Source organism: Corynebacterium sp. HMSC074H12 (genome assembly GCF_001813755.1).
Classification (GTDB): Bacteria; Actinomycetota; Actinomycetes; order Mycobacteriales; family Mycobacteriaceae; genus Corynebacterium; species Corynebacterium hiratae.
The window spans coordinates 156,096-171,028 of record NZ_KV813901.1 but is presented as its reverse complement, the minus strand read 5'-3'; the positions used below and the strand labels follow the sequence as shown (position 1 = coordinate 171,028).

The 14,933-nt window shown below is 61.9% G+C and carries 14 protein-coding genes; 7 read left to right on the top strand and 7 right to left on the bottom strand.

Annotated features, from left to right (window positions below; genetic code table 11):
- Positions 1 to 10 precede the first annotated feature (10 nt).
- Positions 11 to 643 carry an Rv2732c family membrane protein gene (locus tag HMPREF2932_RS05360; RefSeq protein ID WP_049157551.1) on the top strand — a complete coding sequence of 211 codons (633 nt, stop codon included), beginning with the start codon at positions 11 to 13 and terminating at the stop codon, positions 641 to 643.
- 28 nt (positions 644 to 671) lie between these two features.
- A complete protein-coding gene (locus HMPREF2932_RS05355) occupies positions 672 to 1,760 on the top strand; it encodes an alkene reductase (RefSeq protein WP_071409755.1) in 1,089 nt (362 codons plus the stop codon).
- On the opposite strand, the gene HMPREF2932_RS05350 is transcribed toward HMPREF2932_RS05355, so the two are convergent.
- The gene (locus HMPREF2932_RS05350) at positions 1,733 to 2,818 is read right to left on the bottom strand and encodes a GNAT family N-acetyltransferase (protein WP_071409754.1); all 1,086 of its coding nucleotides are present in this window, start codon (positions 2,816 to 2,818) and stop codon (positions 1,733 to 1,735) included. The genes HMPREF2932_RS05355 and HMPREF2932_RS05350 overlap by 28 nt on opposite strands.
- A 13-nt stretch (positions 2,819 to 2,831) precedes the next feature.
- On the bottom strand, positions 2,832 to 4,148 hold the full coding sequence (locus HMPREF2932_RS05345; RefSeq protein WP_070679636.1) for a DUF349 domain-containing protein: 1,317 nt from the start codon (positions 4,146 to 4,148) through the stop codon (positions 2,832 to 2,834).
- 131 nt (positions 4,149 to 4,279) lie between these two features.
- On the opposite strand from HMPREF2932_RS05345, the gene HMPREF2932_RS05340 reads away from it, so the two are divergent.
- Genes HMPREF2932_RS05340 through dapF form a run of 3 tightly spaced genes read left to right on the top strand, consistent with a single transcriptional unit; the run spans position 4,280 to position 6,686 of the window.
- A complete protein-coding gene (locus HMPREF2932_RS05340; RefSeq protein ID WP_071407117.1) occupies positions 4,280 to 4,912 on the top strand; it encodes a hypothetical protein in 633 nt (210 codons plus the stop codon).
- Positions 4,912 to 5,838, top strand: a complete 927-nt coding sequence (gene miaA, locus HMPREF2932_RS05335) for a tRNA (adenosine(37)-N6)-dimethylallyltransferase MiaA (protein WP_071409753.1) — start codon at positions 4,912 to 4,914, stop codon at positions 5,836 to 5,838. The genes HMPREF2932_RS05340 and miaA overlap by 1 nt, the downstream gene beginning before the upstream one ends.
- 11 nt (positions 5,839 to 5,849) lie before the next feature.
- A complete protein-coding gene (gene dapF, locus HMPREF2932_RS05330) occupies positions 5,850 to 6,686 on the top strand; it encodes a diaminopimelate epimerase (protein WP_071409752.1) in 837 nt (278 codons plus the stop codon).
- Positions 6,687 to 6,703: 17 nt separating this feature from the next.
- On the opposite strand, the gene HMPREF2932_RS05325 is transcribed toward dapF, so the two are convergent.
- On the bottom strand, positions 6,704 to 7,237 hold the full coding sequence (locus HMPREF2932_RS05325; RefSeq protein ID WP_071409751.1) for a hypothetical protein: 534 nt from the start codon (positions 7,235 to 7,237) through the stop codon (positions 6,704 to 6,706).
- 21 nt (positions 7,238 to 7,258) lie between these two features.
- The gene (locus tag HMPREF2932_RS05320; RefSeq protein ID WP_070821283.1) at positions 7,259 to 8,041 is read right to left on the bottom strand and encodes a hypothetical protein; all 783 of its coding nucleotides are present in this window, start codon (positions 8,039 to 8,041) and stop codon (positions 7,259 to 7,261) included.
- A 122-nt stretch (positions 8,042 to 8,163) separates the two neighbouring features.
- Here HMPREF2932_RS05320 and hflX point away from each other — a divergent pair, with 122 nt between their 5' ends.
- Together hflX and HMPREF2932_RS05310 are read left to right on the top strand one after the other, a co-directional pair.
- On the top strand, positions 8,164 to 9,642 hold the full coding sequence (gene hflX, locus HMPREF2932_RS05315) for a GTPase HflX (RefSeq protein ID WP_070821284.1): 1,479 nt from the start codon (positions 8,164 to 8,166) through the stop codon (positions 9,640 to 9,642).
- A gap of 34 nt (positions 9,643 to 9,676) precedes the next feature.
- Entirely contained in the window at positions 9,677 to 10,957 is a 1,281-nt protein-coding gene (locus HMPREF2932_RS05310; RefSeq protein WP_046648237.1) for a uracil-xanthine permease family protein, read from the top strand.
- A gap of 364 nt (positions 10,958 to 11,321) precedes the next feature.
- Here HMPREF2932_RS05310 and HMPREF2932_RS05305 read toward each other — a convergent pair whose 3' ends face one another.
- From HMPREF2932_RS05305 to pfkB, 3 genes are read right to left on the bottom strand one after another with little or no spacing between them, the layout of a single operon-like run.
- Positions 11,322 to 11,591 (bottom strand): HPr family phosphocarrier protein, encoded by a 270-nt coding sequence (locus HMPREF2932_RS05305; RefSeq protein WP_010190265.1) that lies wholly within the window; start codon positions 11,589 to 11,591, stop codon positions 11,322 to 11,324.
- Positions 11,592 to 11,649: 58 nt separating this feature from the next.
- Positions 11,650 to 13,734, bottom strand: a complete 2,085-nt coding sequence (locus tag HMPREF2932_RS05300; RefSeq protein WP_071409750.1) for a PTS fructose transporter subunit IIABC — start codon at positions 13,732 to 13,734, stop codon at positions 11,650 to 11,652.
- 23 nt (positions 13,735 to 13,757) lie between these two features.
- A complete protein-coding gene (gene pfkB / locus HMPREF2932_RS05295) occupies positions 13,758 to 14,729 on the bottom strand; it encodes a 1-phosphofructokinase (RefSeq protein ID WP_070513101.1) in 972 nt (323 codons plus the stop codon).
- Positions 14,730 to 14,933: the final 204 nt, after the last annotated feature.

Genomic DNA, 14,933 nt, shown 5'->3' with positions numbered 1-14,933 from the left:
GCTCCGTTTTATGAGTGATGACTTAAAGTCCGTTCACGATGCCGTTGCTGCTGAGAAGCGCGCAGCGCAGACTCTCGAATTGGGAAAGCATAAATATGCGCTCATCGTGGCCGTCGTGGCGTGGGTTGCTTACTTGGTTTTGCCCTATGCCGGTGATGCCCGCGGCTGGGAAGCTCTCTTCGTCGGTGGAACGGCCGAGGGCGTGCGTATCTCCCTCATGGAAACCGTCAGCGCATGGCTAGCGCTGGGTGGAGTGGGGATCTTAACCACCGCCACGATTATCACTCGCCGGACCAAGCTGGCTCTCGTAGCGTGGATGATGACGACGATCTCTTTCTTCGCTAACCTGTGGGGATTTTGGTACAGGGACAGCGCCTCGGATGGCGCTGCCATAGGTATGTACGTGGGCGTCTTCTCAACGTTGGTCGCCTTTCTTGTGTACTGCCAGGTAGCACTGCGCCGCAGTCCTGAGCAGTTGGCCGCCGCAGAACGCGTGCGGGAAGTCGCCGGCCAGCTCGATCACGTGGGAGTCCTGCAGACCGAAGCCGCTACCGAGCTGCCGGCAGAACAGAATCCGCTGCTTATCGACGACCGCCGCTCCCGCGCGGCCTCCCGCCACCGGCGCCAGCAGGACGAGGAATAAGCGCTACGAGATTCGTGTTGTGGAGTGCATGACTACACTCTTCGACTCACTTGAAATGGGACGACTGACCCTGCCAAACCGCGTGACCATGGCAGCGTTGACCCGCTCACGGGCAGGTCGCGATGGCGTCCCCACGCATTTGCACGAGACGTACTACACGCAGCGCGCTTCCATGGGTCTTATCGTGACGGAGGGCGTATTCCCCGCAGTGACCAGCCGCGCTTTCCCTGGCCAGCCCGGTATCGAAACTCCAGAACAGATTTCCGGCTGGCGGCGAGTGGCCGATTCCGTCCACGAAGCTGGCGGACGCATTTTCATGCAGATGATGAACGGCGGGCGCCTTTCTCATGCCAGCCTCCTCGAGGGTGCAGAACCGGTGGCACCCTCTGCGCTGGCATCGGGCACTGCGGTCCGAGATTTCGAATCCCGCAAGGAGTGCCCGGTGCCCCGCGCTCTCGACATCGAGGAGCTACCGCGCATTGTCGATGAGTTCCGCCAAGCTGCCCGCAATGCCATCGATGCGGGGATGGATGGCGTGGAGCTTCATGGTGCGAACGGTTATCTGCTGCACCAGTTCCTTTCTCCGAGCTCGAATCACCGAGAGGATGCCTACGGCGGAACCCCGGAGAAGCGCTACCGCCTGGTAGTAGAGATCCTGCGTGCCGTGGCGAAGGAGATCGGAGCCGACCGCGTAGCGCTGCGCCTGTCCCCGCAGCACAATATTCAGGGCATTGAGGAAACCGACGCTGCGGATGTGCGTGCCACCTATGGTAGGTTGCTGCGCGCTGTCGCAGACCTTGGTTTGGCCTACGTCTCCTTCCTGCATGCAGCGCCTACGGGTGAGCTCATTACTGAGCTGAGCGCCGAAGCGCGTGCTAACGGGCGTACCCGTGTCATCCTGAATTCGGGGTTTGGACAGGTGACCCAGCGCGCGGAAGCCGAGGAACTAGTACACCACGGTGATGCCGTGGCCGTGGGCCGGTTGGCCATCTCCAACCCAGATCTCGTTCGCCGCTGGCAGGAAGAGCTTCCTGTCACTGCGCCGGATGAGACCACGTTCTATACGGGTGGAGCGCACGGCTACACCGACTATCCGTTCTCCACGGTCAACTCGTAGGCGCTGCTCGCCGAGATGACGTGCGCGCCGAGGCGCTTGTAGAGCGCATTCATCGCCGGATCCGCCTGGGCAACTGAGCAGTAAGCCCGGCGGACGTCGGGCCAGTGGTGCGCCACCGCATACTGGGCATGCTGCTTGGCACGTGTAGCCAGGCCACGGCGGCGCTGTTCGCGGTCTGTCACGGTAAGAGTCCACTCGCATACCTCAGGGTCCGCATCGCCGTGGCGGGAGAGCTCGGTGAGTGCGACGACGCGTCCCTGTTCAACAATGCCGACGAGGAGCGTATGCGCTTTGCGCGAGCGCAGCCGTGCGTGCGCTTCATTCAGGCGCTGTCGTGTCCACACGATGGGCTCGACGCTTAAGTCACCGTAGACCGCGTCGGTGGAGGCTAGGGTGAGCAGGCGCAGGACATCATCAAGCAGCTCTTCCGGGATGTCGTAGTCGGGCCACACCTGCGCTCCAACCACCGGAGGAGTGGGGGCTATTTCGACGAACATTTGGCGCTCGGCATGCTTGCGACGAAACCCGAGCTCAAGGTAGGCCTGCGACATTGGGTCATAGGTATGGTCCGCGTCTGGCGGGTACAGTATGCCAACCTGGGCAGTCGTGCGGCCCAGCTGGCGGGTAATCCGGAGTGCCTCGCGGGCGAGGGCTCGCGTCACGTCGAGAGCCTCTGGCTCTAGATCCTCCCCAGGCAAGGGCAGGAGATCCGCGGCGAGGACGCATTCGATATCGGCGTTCTCTGTTTCCTCCAAGAGTGGAAGAGAGATGTGGATGAAGCCATCGAAATCGACTTCGGGGCTGGGCTCTGCCGCTGAGATAACGGGTAGACCTAGTTCACCAGCCGGCCCCAAGGCGGAGTCAGTCAACCCGAAGAGATAGGTGCGAGACTCTGTGGAGCCTTGCAGGCGCTGAAGCACACGGCGCGGGGAACCGCTGGCAGCGGGATCGCCGCTGGCCTCTTGGGCGGCTAGGTTGGCGTCGAAAACGAAGCTACGCAGGCAATCCGCCGGCTCAGCTGAGGCCGAACCCGGCGGCGCGACAATCTGAACGAACACTCAGACTAGGGTGCTACTTGTCGTTGACAGCAGCCGCTGCGGCATCGGCGAATTCCTGCCACTGTTTGGCCTGGGCACGCAGATCTTCCGCCTTCTTGGTGTTGCCCTTGGCCTCGGCAGCTTCTGCCTGCGCGGTGAAATCATCGACCTTGGACTGGAACTGGGCCACGCGGGCCTGGGCCTCTGGGTCCGTCCGGCGCCATTGTGAATCCTCGGCGTCACTCACGCGCTTTTCCAGCGCCGAGATCTTGGCCTCGTACTCGCGCACCTGGTTGCGCGGAACGAAACCGATCTCCTCCCACTTTTCCTGCAGCTCCCGCAGCTTGGCTTTCGCCGAGTCGATCGACTTGGTGGGATCAATCAGGGAGTCATATTCCGCAATGAGCGCATCCTTGGCGGCGGCGTTCTCTGCGAACTGCTTGTCCCGCTCGTCATTGACGGCGTTGCGGGCATTGAAGAAGTGATCCTGGGCGGCGCGGAAACGGGCCCAGAGCTTGTCGTCGATCTCACGAGGGGCACGGCCCGCAGCCTTCCACTCCGTCATGAGATCACGGTACGCGCGCGCCGTTTCGCCCCAGTTGGTGGAGTCCTTAATAGCTTCTGCGCGCTCTACCAGTTCTTCCTTCTTGGCGCGGGCGGCCGCGCGGTTGCGATCCAGTTCGGCGAAGTGGGATCCGCGGCGGCGGTTGAAGGAGTCACGGGCGCGGGAGTAACGCTTCCACAGGGCATCATCCGTCTGGCGGTCAATGCCACGGATCTGCTTCCATTCCTCCAAGATGGCGCGGATACGGTCGCCGGCAGCCTTCCACTCCGTCGAGTTGGCGGCGATGTCCTCGGCCTCGGCAGCGAGCTTTTCCTTTTTGGCAATGGCTTCTTCGCGGCGACGAGCCTTGTCAGCCTGTGCTTGCTCACCGGCTTCCACGGAGTGTTCGATGATAGTGGCTAGGCGCTTGTCCAGTGCCGCGATATCACCGATTACTGCCTGTGTAGGTAGGGACTCTCGCAGTTCCGCAGCAGTCGCCTTGATCGACGCAGCATCGCCCGGATGGGCTGTGAGGCGGGATTCTAGCAGTTCGATCTCGGTGGACAGATCGTCATAGCGTGCACCAAAGTGCGCCAAGCCCTCTTCCGGCGTGCCGGCCTGCCACTCGCCGATTTTGCGTTCGCCTTCGGGGGCCTTGACGAATACCGATCCATCAGCATCAACGCGGCCCCACTGGGCCGGATCGTTTTTTGCGGGCTGCACGGGACGTGCTGCCGGAGCAGAGGAAGACGGGCCGGGACGAGCGCCCTTGCGAGGCATGGCTCCAGGGGAAGGAATAGCGGACATGCTAAGAAACCACCTTCGGTATTATCGCGCCGCGCGACACGGCTGCCAGAACTTATGTGACACAACACTACCGTTTCCGCCGCGCAGCCGCGTGTTAACCCCGAAAAACTAACCTTATAGGATGGGAGTTGATGCAAAATCTCATGGTTATGCCAGCCTCACCGGCCTTGGCGGAAGAATTGTCACCGAGCGATGACGCTTCGCGCGCGCTCCTTAGCGCCGCCTGCGAGCTCACACGTGATGCCGCACGCGTCAACGGTAGGGCACCGCTTAAGGTCGACATCGTGGGATCGCGCGATGCGCGCTGGCGTACCGAGCACACGGGAAGTTTGAGAGCGTGGGGCGCACCCCAGGTCGACGTCGGCGGCGGAAACTACCTGCCCGAAATCATGGCCCGCTACGTACTCACTAACGCGCTCGGGGCAGAAAGCAGTCACCACGCTTTCACGGTGGAAGACTCCCGCGCCTCCCTAGGGGAGGTGCGTTCCGGACGTTTCACAATAGTGTGCGTTGATGGCTCTGCAGGCTTGACGGAGCGCGCGCCGCTCGCTCTTGTCGAGGGTGCGCGGGACACTCACCTGTGGTGCGAGAGCGTGCTGGCCGGCGCGGAGGAAGACTGTGACGAAGAGCTGCTCCATTCGACGGGAGTGCTCGAAACGGCACTGTGGGCGCAGCTAGCAGGCGTGCACCCGCATCATGCAGAACTCCGGGCTGCAGATTCGACGTTGGGCGTGGGCCGCTATGTGGCGGGGTGGCAGTGCTAATGCCAGAGACTCTCAGTAGCGGCCCAACCCCGATTGCCGTCGTAGGGCCGACGGCCTCCGGAAAATCAGCACTCGGAGTCGCCTTGGCGCACGAGCTTGACGGGGAAGTAGTCAACGTCGATTCGATGCAGCTTTACCGGGGCATGGACATCGGCACGGCCAAGCTGACGATGGAGGAGCGCGAAGGTATCCCGCACCACCAGCTCGATGTGTGGGACGTGACGGAGACGGCGTCAGTAGCCCGTTACCAGTCCTCCGCCATCGCGGATATAGACAGCATTCGTGCCCGTGGCAAAACCCCGATCCTCGTCGGTGGATCCATGCTCTACGTCCAATCGCTCGTGGACAACTGGCAATTCCCACCCACTGATGCGCAGGTGCGCGCTCGCTGGGAGGCCCGACGCCAAGAGATCGGTACCGATGCCCTGCACGCAGAACTTGCCAGCGTGGACCCGGCAGCCGCAGCCATCATCGAAGACAAGGACCCACGCCGTACCGTGCGCGCGCTGGAGGTCATTGAGCTCACGGGCAAGCCGTTCAAGGCCAGCCAGCCGCCGAAGAACGCACCGCCCCGGTGGGGGACAAGAATCCTCGGGCTACGCACGGAATCCAGTTGGCTGAATCCGCGAATCGAGCTGCGCAGTCGCCTCATGTTCGGCAAGGGGCTGGTCGAAGAGGTCGAAAACCTTCAGTCGCAGGGGCTGAAGGCGGACTCAACGGCGGGGCGGGCCATCGGTTATGCCCAAGTCCTCCAAGCCCAGCGTGGAGAGCTCACCTGGGAAGAAGCGGTGGAGCGTACCATCACTGGAACCCGTCGTTATGTGCGTCGCCAGCGTGCCTGGTTTAACCGTGATAAGCGCATCTACTGGCTGGATGCCGCGGCTGATACGACAACGCAGGCTTTGCGTGTCCTCGAAGAGAGTTAGACTCTACACCTATGAAGTTTGCTAAAGGCCACGGAACTGAAAACGACTTCGTCATTGTGGAAGGAGCCGAGCCGCTACCGCCGGAAAAGGTAGTGGCACTGTGTGATCGCCGCGCCGGGATCGGCGCCGACGGCGTCTTGCGCGTCATACGTGCAGGTGACTTGCTCTCCTCTGGAGAAATCGATGAGCTCGCACCGGGCATTAACACCGATGACTGGTTCATGGACTACCGCAACGCGGACGGTTCGGTGGCGGAAATGTGCGGCAATGGTACCCGCGTTTTCGCGCATTGGGTGCGCTCCCGTGGGCTGGTGAACACCGATACTTTCACCGTCGGCACGCGCGCTGGGGCCAAGCAGGTCACTGTCCACTCCTTCAATGAGACCGCGGCAGAGGTCAGCGTGGAGATGGGGCCAGCACAGGTACTCGGTGTCTCCACCGCCTCGATGGCAGGAGAGAGCTTCGCCGGGCTCGGGGTAAACATGGGGAACCCACACCTAGCGGCCGTTATCCCGGGACTGACCGCGGAGGATTTGGCGGCGAAGCGCCTTGAGCAGCCCGTCTTCGATACTGATTTCTTCCCGGCAGGCGTCAACGTGGAGCTGGTTACTCCGCTGCACGATGGCGTGATTCACATGCGCGTCTTCGAGCGCGGCTCAGGGGAGACTCGCTCGTGCGGTACCGGAACGGTGGCGGCAGCATGCGCCGCGCTTGCCGACGCCTCCCACACCACCGGCCGCGTCCGCGTCGTCGTCCCAGGCGGCGAGGTCCAGGTAGAAATCACTGAGGACGGTTCCACACTGACGGGGCCTTCGCGCATCGTAGCCACAGGCGAAACCTCACTATAGGGTTTTCGGGACGGCGTTTAGCGTCCGTCCCCCTTTTTGTAGTTGGTCCCTAGCGCCAAGGCGGCGCGGCGGGCGGCGAGCCAGGACTCCTTGAGCTCGGCGGCCCGATCATCGGCCACCTTGAGCAAGGATTCGAGTTCGCTGGTGCCAGCATCTGGCGAGTTAACCCGTGCGTCGAGGCGGCGCAAGAAACGCTGCGCGCCATGCATTTTATAGTGGAACGCTTCGATAGTGGGGTTCGTGCAGTCGACGTCGGCAAGCGCTGGGCGGTGGAGCGTGCGGTCCGCCAATGCTTCAGCGTCGTCGCTCGTAGCAAACGTGGCGTAGTCCTCGAGGACGCCCGTGATGTCTTCCACCGTGAGCGCAATGGAAGCCCGCAGCGCCGCATGTTCCGAGGCATCGGGGCGGGCGCCGACAAACAGCCATAGCGCCCCGCAGATAAAGATGGCGAGAATAACTCCCGGCAGCTTCAGCGTCAGAACCAGTACCGTAGCGGTAACCCCGGCAAGGAGCAGGGCAAAACCCTGACGCTGAGATGCGGAAAAACTCATGCTTACGACTCTACGGTATGCCTAGTGGCCGCCGCAGCCCCCAGAGCCGCAGGCGCAGCCGCCCTCGCCGCCACAGCCGCCGGTGGGTAGCGCGATAGAGGCGGTCAGCATCGCCGAACCCGCAAGCACGGAATCCTTCGGCGGCAATTCGCCAAAGCTCTCCGGCAGACACAGATCGAAGGGGAAGGTGCCATCCATGACGAGGTGCATGAAGCGCTCACCGGTGAGCTGGTTGTGGCGCCACTCGGACTCCATAACCCGAGCGGAAAAAGTGCAGCCCGGGGTAGGGGATTCGGCGCCGGAACCGGCCGCAACAACTGCCGCACCGGTGGATTCAAACGTGGCTGGGTAGGTCTCCTTCTCGGCTTCGTAGGCATCTGCGTTGTCGAACGCGGTGACATCGAGACCCATCGCAGTAAGCTCTACCTGCTGCCACTGCTGGGTGTCCTCATCAGCCAAGAGCGGGCCCTGCGCCAAGTTCGCCGTCGCTTGCGCGAGAACGTTTCCGAAAGGATCGATGATGTCCAGGTAAGCCAAGACATCGTTGATCATAGAGACGTGGGCGAAGCCTTGGGTGACGCCCTCAAACCCAATGAAGGTGGCGAAAGGTTCGACGGCAAGGATATTGAGTTGCGCCCCGGAAGGATCCGAGAACTGAATGAGTTGTCCTCCGCGAACCTCCCCCGTGACTGCCAGCAGGTTGGTCGAAATGGCTGCTTCGACGGCGTCCTGCCAGCGCTCGTAGTTGAGGCCAATGGCCTGCATCTCTGGGTGAGTGGTCTCTTTGACGGTCATGCGGCCCATTGTATCTGGCGCCGCGATGACTCAAAAATGTTGTCGGTGAGCCTTGCCGCCGGGATCGGCACAAGGTCGTGTGCAACGGAGATTCCCTGTTAAGAGGCGTGACGTGCAAGAATAGAAAGCATATGACAAAAGAAACCCATGATGATCTCCTCGCGCAGGCTTTTGGTGAGCCCGCGCCCACCTCACCGGAGCCGACTACCGGTGATCTCGACCTAGCTGAGCGCAACGCCTTCCGCCGGGTAACCCGCGAGACCACCATTCGCGCAGAAGACACCACCGACGGCTACGAAGTGGAGTACCGCAAGCTGCGCCTTGAACAAGTAGTCCTCGTAGGAGTGTGGACTGAAGGCACCGTTGCCGAGGTTGAGGCCACGATGTCGGAGCTCGCGGCGCTCACGGAAACCGCGGGAGCCGAAGTGGTAGAAGCCCTGTATCAGAAGCGAGATAAGCCGGACCCGGGTACCTATATCGGCTCCGGCAAAGTGAACGAGCTCAAGGATATCGTGGCTGCCACTGGCGCGGATACCGTGGTGTGCGACGGCGAGCTAACCCCCGGCCAGCTCTCTGCCTTGGAACGCGCTCTCAACACCAAAGTTATCGACCGCACCATGCTCATCTTGGATATTTTTGCGCAGCACGCCAAGTCCAAGGAAGGCAAAGCCCAAGTTTCGCTCGCGCAGTTGGAATATCTTTATACGCATACCCGTGGTTGGGGCGGCAACCTCTCGCGCCAGGCGGGCGGCCGTGCTGGTTCCAACGGCGGCGTCGGTCTGCGCGGCCCCGGTGAAACCAAGATTGAGACGGACCGTCGGCGTATCCGCACGCAGATGGCGCTGCTGCGTAAGGAGCTTAAGGCGATGAAGACGGCGCGTGAGATTAAGCGCTCGCGCCGTGCGTCATCGACGATCCCGCAGATTGCGATCGCCGGCTACACCAACGCTGGTAAGTCTTCGCTCATCAACGCAATGACGGGCGCTGGCGTGCTGGTGGAGGATGCGCTGTTCGCTACCTTGGACCCCACCACCCGGCGCGCCGAGCTTGCTGATGGCCGCCAGGTTGTCTTCACCGATACCGTTGGTTTCGTCCGCCACCTTCCCACACAGTTGGTGGAGGCCTTCAAGTCCACCTTGGAGGAGGTCCTCGCAGCAGACTTGATGCTGCACGTCGTGGACGGCTCAGATCCTTTCCCGCTGAAGCAAATTGAGGCGGTTAATGCGGTCATCTATGACATCGTGAAGGAAACCGGCGAGGAGGCCCCGCCGGAGATCATCGTCATCAACAAGATAGACCAGGCCGATCCGCTGGTGCTGGCGGAGCTTCGCCACGCCCTCGACCGTGACAACGTGGTGTATGTCTCCGCCAAGACGGGGGAGGGCATCGATGAGCTCACCACGCGCGTGGAGCTCTTCCTCAATTCTCAGGACGAGCATGTGCAGTTGCTCATTCCGTTTACTCGCGGGGACGTGGTCGATCGCATCCATACTCAGGGTACGGTGCGCAGCGAGGAGTACACGGGGGAGGGCACGCTTGTCGACGTCCGCCTGCCCGCCTCCATCGCCGCCGAACTCAGCGAATTTCGCGTGTCTGGTGAGGACGCTTAGGTTTCGGTGCTCCCGTGAGCCATAATTATGGTTCGTGAGTAATTTTGGCTGGGCCGTCCACGGGGACGGAAAAACGATTAAGCCGGGCGCGGTTGTCGCACCCGAAGAACGATTGAGCTGGGGCCGCACTATCGGCATCGGCATGCAGCACGTGGTGGCCATGTTCGGCGCGACGCTGCTGGTGCCCACCCTGACCGGATTCCCGGTCAATACGACGCTGCTGTTTTCAGGCCTGGGAACAATCCTATTCCTCCTGATTACCCGCAACCGCTTGCCTTCCTACCTGGGCTCCTCCTTCGCGTTCATTGCACCGCTGAGCGCCTCCCAGCAGTACGGCATTGGTGCGCAGGCAGGTTCCGTCTTGGTGACGGGCCTAGTCTTGGTGGCGATTGGTTTCGCGGTGAAGGCGGCGGGCCGCAAGGTCCTTGACGCCGTCATGCCGCCGGCCGTAACCGGCGCCATTGTGGCGCTGATCGGCCTTAACTTGGCACCCAATGCTGCCACCAACTATTCGAGCCAGCCTCTGGTTGCCACGGTGACGCTGGCGGTCATCATCCTGGCCACCGTCGCCGGTCGCGGCATGGTTTCGCGTCTGTCGATTCTGATTGGTGTCGTCGTCGGCTGGGCTTTCGCGGCTGCCACGGGCAACCTGGGCGAGGGGGCCGTGGAGTCCATCCGCGAAGCAGCCTGGATTGGCTTCCCCCAGTTCCATGCGCCGGAGTTCCACGTCTCCGCCATCGCGGCAGCACTTCCGGTGCTGGTGGTGTTGATTGCGGAAAACGTCGGTCACGTTAAGGCAGTCTCTGAGATGACTAAGCGCGATCTCGATGATCTCGCTGGCGACGCCCTCATCGCCGACGGCCTGGCCACCTCCTTGGCCGGTGGTTTCGGCGGCTCCGGCACCACAACCTACGCGGAGAATATCGGCGTCATGGCCGCCACCCGCGTCTACTCCACGGCCGCCTACTGGGTAGCTGCTATCACAGCCATCGCTCTGGCCTTCATCCCGAAGTTCGGCGCGCTCATCTTCACCATCCCCACCGGCGTGCTGGGTGGCGCTTGCATCGTCCTCTACGGCCTCATCGGCATGCTCGGCGTGCGCATCTGGATGGACAACAAGGTCAACTTCAACAACCCGGTTAACCTCACGGCGGCGGCGGTGGCGCTCATCGCGGGTATTGGCAACCTCACTCTCGACGTCTTCGGCGTGACGCTGGAAGGTATTGCCTGGGGCTCTGTCGGCATCATCGTGCTCTACCCGGTGATGAAGAAGCTCTATAGCACCATCGGTGAGGGCCGCGGCGCGAAGTACTAGAGGCGCTTCCGCCGACTAGCGAGGATAAGGGACCGGAGTAAAGGCACCATCTGGGGGCTTTGTTTTAGAAAGCCCCCAGGTGAATTCGTGCAGGAATCTGCATAAGGTGCTTTTACTTCGGTCCCTCTGCGGTATGAAGACGCGCATACACATGGTTCCATTCAAACGGTTTGGGTCAGAAGGTTCTTCTGAGGTCAAATGAACCTTCTAGGCACCTCTATTTGGTTTCCTTGCCCCCAACAGAACCGTTTGAGTAGAGCCTGATGACTGGAACCTTGTGCTAGACAACCAAGCAACAGAAAGCTCCCGCTACCCTCAGCAAAGAGGGAAGCGGGAGCGTGGGCCTTAAGCGGCAGGATGCCGTTTAGGAAGCGTCGAGGTCCTGCTCGATGAGGCCGGCGATCTTCTCCACAGCGGCCTCGTTCTCGGAGGTCACGGTGACTTCGTCTCCCTGCTCGGCGCCGAGAGCCATGATCATGAGGGAAGAAGCGGCATCGGTCTCATCCTCGTCCTCATCGCCAACGAGGGTGAGGAAGATGTCCTCGTCGAACTCAGCGGCGGCGTCAGCGATGATGGAGGCCGGACGTGCGTGCAGTCCGACGGAGGAGCCAACCTTGACGGTCTTAGAAGCCATGATGATAATCCTTTCGAATTACGGTATTTCGTGCTTACAAGTGTACGCGGGTTAAGCGCTAGGCGGCAGCCTTGGCTTTGTCTGCCTTCGCAGCAGCTTCTTCAGCAGCCTTGTTAGGCCAGAATTGCTTCATCGCGATGACTGCAATGGCGGAGACGATGACGCCAGCGAGGATGGCCACGAAGTAAGCCCACGCAGGTTCGATAGCGAAGATAACGAAGATTCCGCCGTGCGGGGCGCGAGACATGACGTCCAAGGACATCGACAGAGCACCTGTTACTGCGCCACCGAGCATCATGGAAGGGATGACGCGCAGCGGGTCGGCAGCAGCGAACGGGATAGCGCCCTCGGAAACGAAGGACAGACCCAGCAGCCAGGCCGACTTGCCGTTCTCCTGCTCCGCGGGCGTGAACAGGTTCTTGCGTACGAAGGTAGCGATGGACAGCGCAATCGGCGGAACCATGCCGGAGGCCATAACGGCGGCCATGATTTTCATGGAAGCCTCATCACCCGTGGACAGGCCAGCAGTAGCGAAGAGGTAAGCAGCCTTGTTGACTGGGCCACCCAGGTCGGAGCACATCATGAGACCGAGGATGATGCCCAGAAGCACTGCTGAGGAACCGGACATCGAGGACAGCCAGTTCTGCAAGCCTTCCATGATGGCGGCCAGCGGGGCACCGAGAAGCAGATACATGAGCAGGCCAGTAATCATCGTGGCGAGCAGCGGGATGATGACCACAGGCATGAGGGAGCCGATCCAGCGCGGGACCTTCCACTTGCCAATCCACATCGCAACAAAGCCAGCGATGAGACCGGTGACCAGACCACCGATGAAGCCGGCGCCCAAGGTAACAGCAATAGCACCGCCGGCGAAGCCCGGCGCGATGCCCGGGCGGCCTGCCAGTGCGAAGGCGATGTAGCCGGAGAGCGCTGCGACGATGAATCCCATCGATGCTTGACCAATCGCGAAGAGCACGGCGCCGATGTATAGGGCGAATCCTGCCTTCTGGAAGGTCATCATTTCGCCATCAACCATGACGTCATGGCCCGGCAGGTTGGTCAGGGAGTAATCAGTAGTGATGGCCTGCCATCCGTTGGCCATGTCGTAACCGCCGAAGAGGAAGCCCAAGGCCAAGAGGAGGCCGCCGGCGGCGACGAAGGGCACCATGTAGGACACGCCGGTCATGATGGCCTGCTGAATGCGCTTGCCCCAGCCCAGTCCTTCGCCTTCTTCCGCGGAACTAGAGGAGGCTGCGCCTGCCGTGCCTGCCACCTTGTGCGCATTGGGATTCTTCGACGCGGCGATGGCCTCATCGAGCATCACGCCCGGTTCGTTGATGGCGCGCTTAACGCCCGATTCGATGACGGGCTTGCCGGCGAAGCGCTCCCGGTCGCGAACGCCGACGTCGGTGGCGAAAATGACGGCGTCGGCAGCCGCGATGGTGTCTGCCGAAACAGCGGTGTTGTTGGAGGAACCCTGGGTCTCTACGGTGAGCTCGACATCGTCGCGCTCCTCGGCGGTCTGGGTGAGGGCGTCGGCCGCCATGTATGTGTGGGCAATGCCGGTCGGGCACGCGGTGACGGCGACGATGCGGGTCTTCTTTGAATCTGCAGCCTTGCTCGAAGCAGGAGCCGCAGCCGCAGCGGCAGGTGCCGATTCACTGGACGTCGCCTTCTTCTTCGGCTTTTCGGCGTTAACCACGTCGAGTACCAGGGAGACGATTTCCTCCTTGGTCTGCGCGGTGCGCAGAGCCTCCAGGAAGTCCTTCTTCACCAGCGCGCGGGCAAGCTTGGAGAGGATCTTCAGGTGTGCTTTACCGCCACCTTCCGGGGCAGCAATGAGGAATACCAGGTGGGCGTCACCATCGGGGCCGGAAAAGTCCACGCCGCGCGAGAGGCGGGCGAAGGCCAAGGTGGGTTCAGACACTGCGGCGGAGCGGCAGTGCGGGATGGCAACCCCGCCGGGAACACCGGTGCCGGCCTTGGCTTCACGCTCGATGGCGGGGCCGGCCAGCTCTTCGATGGAGGTGGCGCGGCCGGTGTCATGGACAAGCGTGGCCAGGTTGGTAATGACTGATTCGATGCTGCCACCGAAGTCGGCGTCGAGCGCCACAAGGTCGGTGGTGATGAGTTCTGATGACATCGGGTAAGTACTCCTCAGTACTGCTAAAGGTCGGTGACGGCCTGAACCGTCGTGTGTTTAATATCGAGTTCTTCAGGGGTTGGTATCTGGGTTCCTGGGAGCGCTGCGGCAGCCGATCCGTAGGCCACGGCCTGACGCAACGCTTCGGGGTAGGAGGCACCGCTGCGGCGGGCGAGGATATAGCCGGAGAGCGAAGAATCGCCGGCACCCACGGTGGAACGGAGGGTAATGGGCGGGGGAGTAGCGGCCCACGCTTCATCGGTGGTGACCAGCACTGCGCCAGCGCCACCTAGGGTGACGAGAACCTCAGGAATGCCGCGCTTGACGACGACCCTCGCGGCCTCGACCACACCGCTAAAATCACCGTTCTCGGCGGCAGCTTCGAGGGCCTGGCCATCAACGTTGGCTAGCTGTCCAAGCTCAAGGCCATTGGGCTTGATGAGATCGGGGCTGGCTACCTCGAGGTTCTCTCCGAGAGCCACCATAGGGGCATCGGAGGTGTCGACGGCTACACGGATGTTGGGGTTCGCCTCGCGAGCGACAGTGATGAGCTGCGTGTACCAGTCGGTGGGAACCCCCTTGGGCAGGGAGCCTGCCATGACGATCCACTCGGCGTTGGCGCAGTGTTCAGCAACGGCCTGTGCCACGTCTTGCTGAACTGACTCATCGAGCGTGGGGCCGGGACCGTTGAGTTTGGTCGTCCGGCCGTCTGGCTCGGTCAGAGTGGTATTGGTGCGCACCGCGCCGGCCGTGTGTACTGCATGTACGGGGATGGACGCGTCATCAGCAAGGGCCAAGAAAGGATCAGCGGGGGCGGCGGGGAGCAGCGCCAAGCTGTCGACGTTGGCGAGCGTTACGGCATGCGTAACGTTGACGCCTTTACCGCCAGCAACGCTGGAGACAGACTCGGCGCGGTGGACAGCACCGGGGTCGAGCGCCTCGTTCAGGCGCACTGTGGCGTCGATGCTCGGGTTGGGGGTCAAAGTAAGGATCATCGTGGACAATGTCCCCTTTCGCGGAGTGCGTATATTGGGGCAAAAGCGCCGCGGCGGCTCGAACAAGAACTTCGGTGCAGATTGCCCGTGGTCAGCGTGAAACTAATGTTGCTTAATGTTGATTATTGCCCGTATGTGTCCGAATGTCAACGGAATCACTGTGGTTTTCGTTGCATTTTTGACCGACTTGTGATGATCTGGATA

Bases quoted from the DNA above. Each gene is read 5' to 3' on its own strand.
- HMPREF2932_RS05360 (WP_049157551.1), top strand. From the start codon at position 11: ATGAGTGATGACTTAAAGTCCGTTCACGATGCCGTTGCTGCTGAGAAG.
- HMPREF2932_RS05355 (WP_071409755.1), top strand. From the start codon at position 672: ATGACTACACTCTTCGACTCACTTGAAATGGGACGACTGACCCTGCCA.
- HMPREF2932_RS05345 (WP_070679636.1), bottom strand. From the start codon at position 4,148: ATGTCCGCTATTCCTTCCCCTGGAGCCATGCCTCGCAAGGGCGCTCGT.
- HMPREF2932_RS05340 (WP_071407117.1), top strand. From the start codon at position 4,280: ATGCAAAATCTCATGGTTATGCCAGCCTCACCGGCCTTGGCGGAAGAA.
- miaA (WP_071409753.1), top strand. From the start codon at position 4,912: ATGCCAGAGACTCTCAGTAGCGGCCCAACCCCGATTGCCGTCGTAGGG.
- dapF (WP_071409752.1), top strand. From the start codon at position 5,850: ATGAAGTTTGCTAAAGGCCACGGAACTGAAAACGACTTCGTCATTGTG.
- HMPREF2932_RS05325 (WP_071409751.1), bottom strand. From the start codon at position 7,237: ATGAGTTTTTCCGCATCTCAGCGTCAGGGTTTTGCCCTGCTCCTTGCC.
- HMPREF2932_RS05320 (WP_070821283.1), bottom strand. From the start codon at position 8,041: ATGGGCCGCATGACCGTCAAAGAGACCACTCACCCAGAGATGCAGGCC.
- hflX (WP_070821284.1), top strand. From the start codon at position 8,164: ATGACAAAAGAAACCCATGATGATCTCCTCGCGCAGGCTTTTGGTGAG.
- HMPREF2932_RS05305 (WP_010190265.1), bottom strand. From the start codon at position 11,591: ATGGCTTCTAAGACCGTCAAGGTTGGCTCCTCCGTCGGACTGCACGCA.
- HMPREF2932_RS05300 (WP_071409750.1), bottom strand. From the start codon at position 13,734: ATGTCATCAGAACTCATCACCACCGACCTTGTGGCGCTCGACGCCGAC.
- pfkB (WP_070513101.1), bottom strand. From the start codon at position 14,729: ATGATCCTTACTTTGACCCCCAACCCGAGCATCGACGCCACAGTGCGC.